The 6656-nt window shown below is 71.4% G+C and carries 6 protein-coding genes and 1 tRNA gene; 5 read left to right on the forward strand and 2 right to left on the reverse strand.

Going from position 1 to position 6656, the window contains the following annotated elements:
* Nucleotides 1-87: 87 nt before the first annotated feature.
* The 4 genes from ACZ4XD_RS28800 to ACZ4XD_RS28815 all read left to right on the forward strand — a co-directional run bounded on the left by ACZ4XD_RS28800 (nt 88) and on the right by ACZ4XD_RS28815 (nt 4873).
* Entirely contained in the window at nt 88-1707 is a 1620-nt protein-coding gene (locus ACZ4XD_RS28800; protein WP_468046881.1) for a complex I subunit 4 family protein, read from the forward strand.
* Nucleotides 1707-3239, forward strand: a complete 1533-nt coding sequence (locus ACZ4XD_RS28805) for an NADH-quinone oxidoreductase subunit N (protein ID WP_468046822.1) — start codon at nt 1707-1709, stop codon at nt 3237-3239. Before ACZ4XD_RS28800 ends, ACZ4XD_RS28805 begins: the two co-directional genes overlap by 1 nt.
* Nucleotides 3240-3478: 239 nt before the next feature.
* Complete coding sequence (htpX, locus tag ACZ4XD_RS28810; protein WP_468046824.1) at nt 3479-4342, forward strand: zinc metalloprotease HtpX; 864 nt, start codon at nt 3479-3481, stop codon at nt 4340-4342.
* Nucleotides 4343-4480: 138 nt separating this feature from the next.
* Nucleotides 4481-4873, forward strand: coding sequence for a YccF domain-containing protein (locus ACZ4XD_RS28815; protein ID WP_468046826.1), 393 nt, complete (start codon nt 4481-4483; stop codon nt 4871-4873).
* 28 nt (nt 4874-4901) lie between these two features.
* On the opposite strand, the gene ACZ4XD_RS28820 is transcribed toward ACZ4XD_RS28815, so the two are convergent.
* Nucleotides 4902-5639, reverse strand: a complete 738-nt coding sequence (locus ACZ4XD_RS28820) for an antibiotic biosynthesis monooxygenase (RefSeq protein ID WP_468046827.1) — start codon at nt 5637-5639, stop codon at nt 4902-4904.
* Between the two features lie 135 nt (nt 5640-5774).
* A complete protein-coding gene (locus tag ACZ4XD_RS28825; protein WP_030262720.1) occupies nt 5775-6263 on the reverse strand; it encodes a YajQ family cyclic di-GMP-binding protein in 489 nt (162 codons plus the stop codon).
* Nucleotides 6264-6452: 189 nt separating this feature from the next.
* Between ACZ4XD_RS28825 and ACZ4XD_RS28830 the strand changes: the two genes are divergently transcribed.
* Nucleotides 6453-6534: transfer RNA gene (locus ACZ4XD_RS28830), tRNA-Tyr, on the forward strand.
* The last annotated feature ends 122 nt before the right edge of the window (nt 6535-6656 follow it).

Consider the following 6656-nt stretch of genomic DNA (forward strand, 5'->3'; position numbering starts at 1 on the left):
CCCCCGCACCCCCAGCCGACAGCCTTCGCGGCCTGCCTCGCCGGAGCCGAACCCCGCAGGAGGGCCTGACCCGTGAATCACACCGTTATGCAGCTTCTCCTCGCGGCCGTCGTCGTCCTCCCCCTCGCCGGCGCGCTCGCCGCCCTGCTCCCGTCCCCGCCCGGCCTCCGGGGCAAGAACCCCGACCAGGCCGTACTGCGCCACGGCGTGACCGTCACCGGTGTCGTGCTCGCCGCCGCGATCGCGCTGGCGGCCGGCTTCGACCACGACCAGCCGGCCCGTATGCAGGCCACCACCGACATCAGCTGGATCCCGGCGCTCGACATCCGCATCCACCTCGGCGTCGACGGCATCTCGCTCCCCCTTGTCGTCCTGACCGCGCTGCTGACCTTCCTCTGCGCGCTCTACTCCTACTTCCACATGCCAACGGGCCCGTCTCCCAAGGCATTTGTGGCCCTGCTGCTCACTCTTGAGGGCGGCACCCTCGCCACCTTCGCCGTCCTCGACCTGATGCTCTTCTTCCTCGCCTTCGAGATGGTCCTCATCCCGATGTACTTCGTCATCGCCCGCTGGGGCGGGGCGGGAAAGCAGGCGGCGGCCTGGAAGTTCATCCTCTACACGCTGCTCGGCTCCGTCGTGATGCTGCTCGGCCTCCTCCTCATCGGCGTGAAATCCGGCACGTTCGACATGGTGGCACTCACCACTGACAACGGGCCGAAAACCCAGCTCAGCCACACCGTTCAGCTGCTGGCGGTGCTCGCGGTCGGCATCGGACTGGCCGTCAAGTCCCCGATGTGGCCGCTGCACAGCTGGCTGCCCGACGCGCACACCGCCGCCCCCACCGTCGGCTCGGTGCTGCTGGCCGGCGTGCTGCTGAAGATGGGCACCTACGGCTTCGTGCGGATCGCGCTGCCCATCACACCCGAGGGCATGCAGACCTTCGCGCCGTACCTCGCCGCGCTGGCCGCCGTCGGCATCATCTACGGCTCGCTCGCCTGCCTCGCCCTCGTACGCAAGGGCGCCAAGGGCGACCTCAAGCGTCTGATCGCCTACAGCTCCGTCGGCCACATGGGCTTCGTCCTGCTCGGCATCGCCAGCATGACCCCCACCGGCGTCAACGGCGCGCTGTTCGCCAACATCGCGCACGGCCTGATCACCGGCCTGCTCTTCTTCCTGGTCGGCGCCCTGAAGGACCGCACCGGAACCACGGACCTCGACGCCCTGGCCGGCACCACCGGCGCCGCCCTCTACGGCAAGGCGCCCCGCTTCGGCGGTCTGCTCGCCTTCGGCGCCGTCGCCTCCCTGGGCCTCCCCGGACTCGCCGGGTTCTGGGGCGAGATGCTGGCCATGTTCGGCGCCTTCCAGCCGGCCGCCGGCCTCAGCCGCCCCGCCTTCCTGACGTTCATGGTGCTGGCCGGCCTCGGCACCCTGCTGACCGCCGCCTACCTGCTGCTCGTCGTCCGCCGCGTCTGCATGGGCGGCACCCCGCACCTCGCCCCGACCGCCCCGCTCGGCACCGCCGACCCGGCCGGCGAGGACCCGTCCGGACAGCCCGCACCGGCCCCCGCCGTCCCCGACATCGCGCGCTACGAATACGCGGCCTGGACCCCCCTCGCCGTCCTCACCGTCCTTGCCGGGCTGTGGCCCGCGGCCCTCCTCGGCCTCACCGACCCGGCCGTCCAGCAGCTCCTCGGAGGCGGTAAGTGATGAGCTCGATCACGCCCCTGGTCCAGTCCGTCGACTGGCTCGCCCTCGCGCCGCCCACGCTCACCGCGGCCGTCGCCCTGGTGGTGCTCGTCGCCGACCTCTTCCTCCCGGCGGCCCGTAAGCCGCTGCTGGGCTGGATCGCCACGGCGGGTCTCGCGCTCGCCGCGCTGTCGCTGCTGCCCCTCCTGGGCGGCGGCCGCCGCACCTTCTGCCTGCCCGCCCACCCCGACGTGTGCAGCTATGTGGCCGACCCGTTCGCCCTGGTCATCCAGTTCCTGGTGCTCGGCGGGGCGCTGCTGACCGCCCTGCTGTCCATCGACACCGTCAAGGACCAGGGCCTGCCCACCGGGGAGTACTGGTTCCTGCTGCTCTCCTCGGCGGCCGGCGCCGCCCTGCTGCCCGCCTCCCGGGACCTCGCCACCCTCGTCATCGCCCTCGAAGTGGCCTCGCTGCCCGCCTTCGCCCTCGTCGGGCTGCGGCGCGGTGACCGGCTCTCCTCCGAGGCGGCGCTGAAGTTCTTCCTGTCCTCGGTGGCCGCCACCGCCGTGATGCTGCTCGGCGTGAGCTTCCTGTACGCGGCCACCGGCAGCCTGTACCTCTCCCGGGTGGCGCACGCCCTCACCGCGCTGCCCGACCCGCGGCTGGCCACACTGGCGAGCGCCGGCGTCGCGCTCACCCTGGTCGGCTTCGCCTTCAAGACCGCCGCCGCCCCGTTCCACTTCTGGGTGCCGGACACCTACGTCGGCGCGCCGCTGCCCATCGCCGGCTACCTCTCCGTGGTCGGCAAGGCCGTCGGCTTCTCCGGCCTGATCCTCGTCACGGTCCAGGGCTTCCCCTCGTACGCGGACGTCTGGGGCCCGGCGCTGGCCGTCCTCGCCGCCCTCACCATGACCGTCGGCAATGTCGCGGCCGTCCGCCAGGACCCCCGCCGCGCGCACAGCGCCGTACGCCTGCTCGCCTGGTCGTCGGTCGGCCAGGCCGGCTACCTCCTGGTGCCGATCGCGGCGGCCGGCTACACCAGCGACCCGGCGCACGCCATCGGCTCCACCGTCGCCTACGCCCTGATGTACGCGGCCGTGAACCTCGGCGCCTTCGCCGTCGCCGCCCTGGTGGCCCGTACGAGCCCCGCCAACCGCATCACCGACTACCGCGGCCTGTACCACCGGCGGCCTGTCGTGGCGCTCGCCATGGGCTTCTTCCTGCTGTGCCTGGCCGGCCTGCCGCCGGGCATCATCGGCCTGTTCGCCAAGGTCACGGTCTTCTCCGTGGCCGTCGACGCGGGCCTGGCCTGGCTCGCGGTGATCATGGCGATCAATGTCGTGATCGCGCTCTACTACTACCTGAAGTGGACCACGGTCCTCTTCAGGGGAGCCGAGGCAGTGCCCGGGACGGCCCCGGCCGAGCAGCAGCCGCCCCGCGCCGGAATCCCGGCCCCCCTCGCCACCGCCATCGCCCTCGCCACCGTCCTCGGCATCGTCCTCTCCGGCGCCCCGCAGCTCGTCCTGCGCTTCGCCTCCGGGGCGCTGCTCTAACCGGCCCTCCGGCGGATGCCCGCCCGCTCCGGACCGCTCCCGGCGGCCTGGAGCGGCCCCCAGGCCACCCGTACGGCGGCGGGCCCCACCGGGCGCCGCTCCGTGCCCCGCCCGGCCCGCCGCGCGCGCACCGGGGAACCAGGCTCGTTCATCCCGCGTTGACCAGTGAGTAAGGGTCCACCGGAGAGTGGAGAAACGCAGCACAGGGTTCCCCTGCCGCACCGCTTGGAGGGCGTACCGTGCACCGCCGGCACAACGGGCTCAGGACCGCCGTACTCCTCGGGGGACTGTCCGCCCTCATCATCGTCATCGGCAGCCTGTTCGGCCGTACGGGCCTGATCATCGCCGTCGTCGTGGCCCTGGGCACCAACGCCTACGCGTACTGGAACAGCGACAAGCTCGCCCTGCGGGCCATGCGCGCCCGCCCGGTCAGCGAGTTCGAGGCCCCCCAGCTCTACCGCATGGTCCGCGAGCTCTCCACCACGGCCCGCCGGCCCATGCCGCGCCTGTACATCTCCCCGACCCAGGCGCCCAACGCCTTCGCCACCGGCCGCAACCCCCGCAACGCCGCGGTCTGCTGCACCGACGGCATCCTCCAGCTGCTCGACGAGCGTGAGCTGCGCGGCGTCATCGGCCATGAGCTCAGCCATGTCTACAACCGCGACATCCTCATCTCCTCGGTCGCGGGCGCGCTGGCCTCCGTCGTGATGTTCCTCGTCAACTTCGCCTGGCTGATTCCCATAGGCCGCTCCGACGACGACGAGGGCCCCGGCCTCCTGGGCATGCTGCTGATCATGATCCTCGGGCCGGTCGCGGCCGGGCTGATCCAGCTCGCCGTCAGCCGCTCCCGCGAGTACCAGGCGGACGCCTCGGGCGCCCAGCTCACCGGCGACCCGCTGGCCCTGGCCTCCGCCCTGCGCAAGCTGGAGACGGGCACCCAGCAGCTTCCGCTCCCGCCCGAGCCGCGGCTGGAGACCGCCGGACACATGATGATCGCCAATCCGTTCCGGGCGGGCGAGGGCCTGACCCGGCTGTTCTCCACGCACCCCCCGATGCGCGAGCGCATCGCCCGTCTGGAACGGATGGCGGGCCACCGTCCCTGACGGACCGGGGGCCGCGGGGGAGCGGTGGCCGCCGCCCGCCGCCCGCCGCATGATGAACGCAACGCAACGCTTCACCCGGCCCAGGGCGTCTTGCCCCGCAGTGACGTTCTCCGCCGTGCCCGTGGAAGGCTGCTGATCATGAAGTTCATCCTCAACATCCTCTGGCTGGTCCTCAGCGGCTTCTGGATGGCGCTCGGCTATGTGTTCGCGGGCGTCATCTGCTGCATCCTCATCATCACCATCCCGTTCGGCATCGCGTCCTTCCGGATCGCCGGCTACACCCTGTGGCCCTTCGGCCGGACGACCGTGGTGCGCCATGACGCCGGTGCCGGCTCGGCGATCGGCAATGTCATCTGGATCATTTTCGCGGGCTGGTGGCTGGCCCTTGGGCACATCATCACCGGCCTCGCCCTGTGCGTGACGATCATCGGCATCCCGTTCGGCATCGCCAACTTCAAGCTGATCCCGGTCTCCCTGATGCCCCTGGGCCGCGACATCGTCCCCACGGACGAGCCCTTCGCGACACGCTGACCGCCCGCTCCGCCCCGGCCCCTCGTCCTCAGACCCGTACGAGCCCCCGAGGGGCCACGAACCGCCGGAACCCGACCGGTTCCACCCCCGGCAGCCCGTCGATGAAGCTCCGCACCTCCCCGCCGCGCCCGAGCCGGAGGCCGAGCTCTCGTTCGTGCGACTCCGGATCCGTCCACTCGCTGTAGTTGACGACCCGGTCGCCCTCCTCGCTGATGTGGAAGTGCGAGGCGATCCCGCCCTCCCCGCGCTGGACCTCGCCGACCAGCTCCAGCAGCCCGTCCACGAGCCCCCGGGCCGCCTCGTGCCCCGCCGTCCGGAAGGCGACCCGTACGACGCAGCCCGGCTCCCCCGGCGCGCCGTGCGGCAGCATGCTGCGGTACAGCCGGAAACGGCCGGGACCGGAGTCACCGACGTCCCCCACCCCGTCCAGCGCCGCCGCGAGCCGCCCGCTCAGCCCGGTGTTCTCGGTCCGTACGAACTCCCGGTGCGCCGCCTCGCTCGTCCACTGCGCGTACTGGAGCACACTGCGCCCGTCCGTCCCGGCGAACAGCACCCGCGACAGAAAGCCCGCCGGCAGCGGCGTCCCCTCCCAGGCGCGGGCGACCCCGTCCAGGACGGCCCGCTGCCCCGCCGGGCCGCCCGCGTCCCACTCGCTGATCAGTACGGCACCGGCATCCGCCCGCCGTATTTCCGGGAACACATCGCTGCGGAACCCGGCCCCGGGGCCGGTGGCGGAACGGGCTGGTGCGTCAGAAGAAGAAGTCATGCCCCGACCCTGCAATCTCAAGCGCAGTTGAGGTCAAGTGCCCCGCAGAGCCGCTCAGTTCACCGCCCCGATACACCGGTGGGGCGGCACGCCGAAGCGCGCCGCCCCATCCTGTGGCACCCGGAAAACGGGCTCCTACCGGTAGTTCACGAACTGGAGCGCGAAGTCCAGGTCCTTGCCCTTCAGCAGCTGCTGCACCGCCTGAAGGTCGTCCCGGCTCTTCGAGCTGACCCGCAGCTCGTCGCCCTGCACCTGCGCCTTGACGCCCTTCGGGCCCTCATCGCGGATGATCTTGGCGACCTTCTTCGCGTTCTCCTGCGAGATCCCCTCCTCGATCGAGGCGAAGATCTTGTACTCCTTGCCCGAGGCCTGCGGCTCGCCGGCGTCCAGCGCCTTCAGGGAGATCCCACGCTTGACCAGCTTGGACTGGAAGATGTCGAGTACCGCCTTCACCCGCTCCTCGGCGTTGGCCCGCATCTCGATCTTCTCGCCCGACCACTCGATCGACGCGCCCACGCCCTTGAAGTCGTAGCGCTGCGAGATCTCCTTGGCGGCCTGATTGAGGGCGTTGTCGACCTCCTGCCGCTCTACCTTCGAGACGATGTCGAAACTGGAGTCGGCCATGTTGAGTTGGCTCCTCGTACCTAGATCCGTCAGGGGTGCGGCCCGTCCCCGGACCGCCTGCCAAGCCTAGCCACCCGGCCAAGATCCAGCGCTCTCGAATCGAGTGGCGAACCACCCCCTGCCATCGGGTATGGTTTACGTCGTTGCCACGGAGCACCGCCCACAGCGGCTCTCCCGGCAGCAAACCCAGGCGGTGTGCCCGAGCGGCCAAAGGGAGCAGACTGTAAATCTGCCGGCTCAGCCTTCCCAGGTTCGAATCCTGGCGCCGCCACAGGTGTGAAGGGGGGGGGGGGGGGGGGGGGGGGGGGGGGGGGGGGGGGGGGTGGGGGGGGTGTGGGGGGGGGGGGGGGGAGGAGGGGGGGGGGGGGTGTGGTGTTTTTGTTTTCTTCTCTT

This window comes from Streptomyces sp. NPDC029466, assembly GCF_055574515.1.

What these genes read in the sequence shown, in the direction of transcription:
- ACZ4XD_RS28800 (WP_468046881.1), top strand. Translation starts at nt 88, where the DNA reads ATGCAGCTTCTCCTCGCGGCCGTCGTCGTCCTCCCCCTCGCCGGCGCG.
- ACZ4XD_RS28805 (WP_468046822.1), top strand. Translation starts at nt 1,707, where the DNA reads ATGAGCTCGATCACGCCCCTGGTCCAGTCCGTCGACTGGCTCGCCCTC.
- ACZ4XD_RS28815 (WP_468046826.1), top strand. Translation starts at nt 4,481, where the DNA reads ATGAAGTTCATCCTCAACATCCTCTGGCTGGTCCTCAGCGGCTTCTGG.
- ACZ4XD_RS28820 (WP_468046827.1), bottom strand. Translation starts at nt 5,639, where the DNA reads ATGACTTCTTCTTCTGACGCACCAGCCCGTTCCGCCACCGGCCCCGGG.
- ACZ4XD_RS28825 (WP_030262720.1), bottom strand. Translation starts at nt 6,263, where the DNA reads ATGGCCGACTCCAGTTTCGACATCGTCTCGAAGGTAGAGCGGCAGGAG.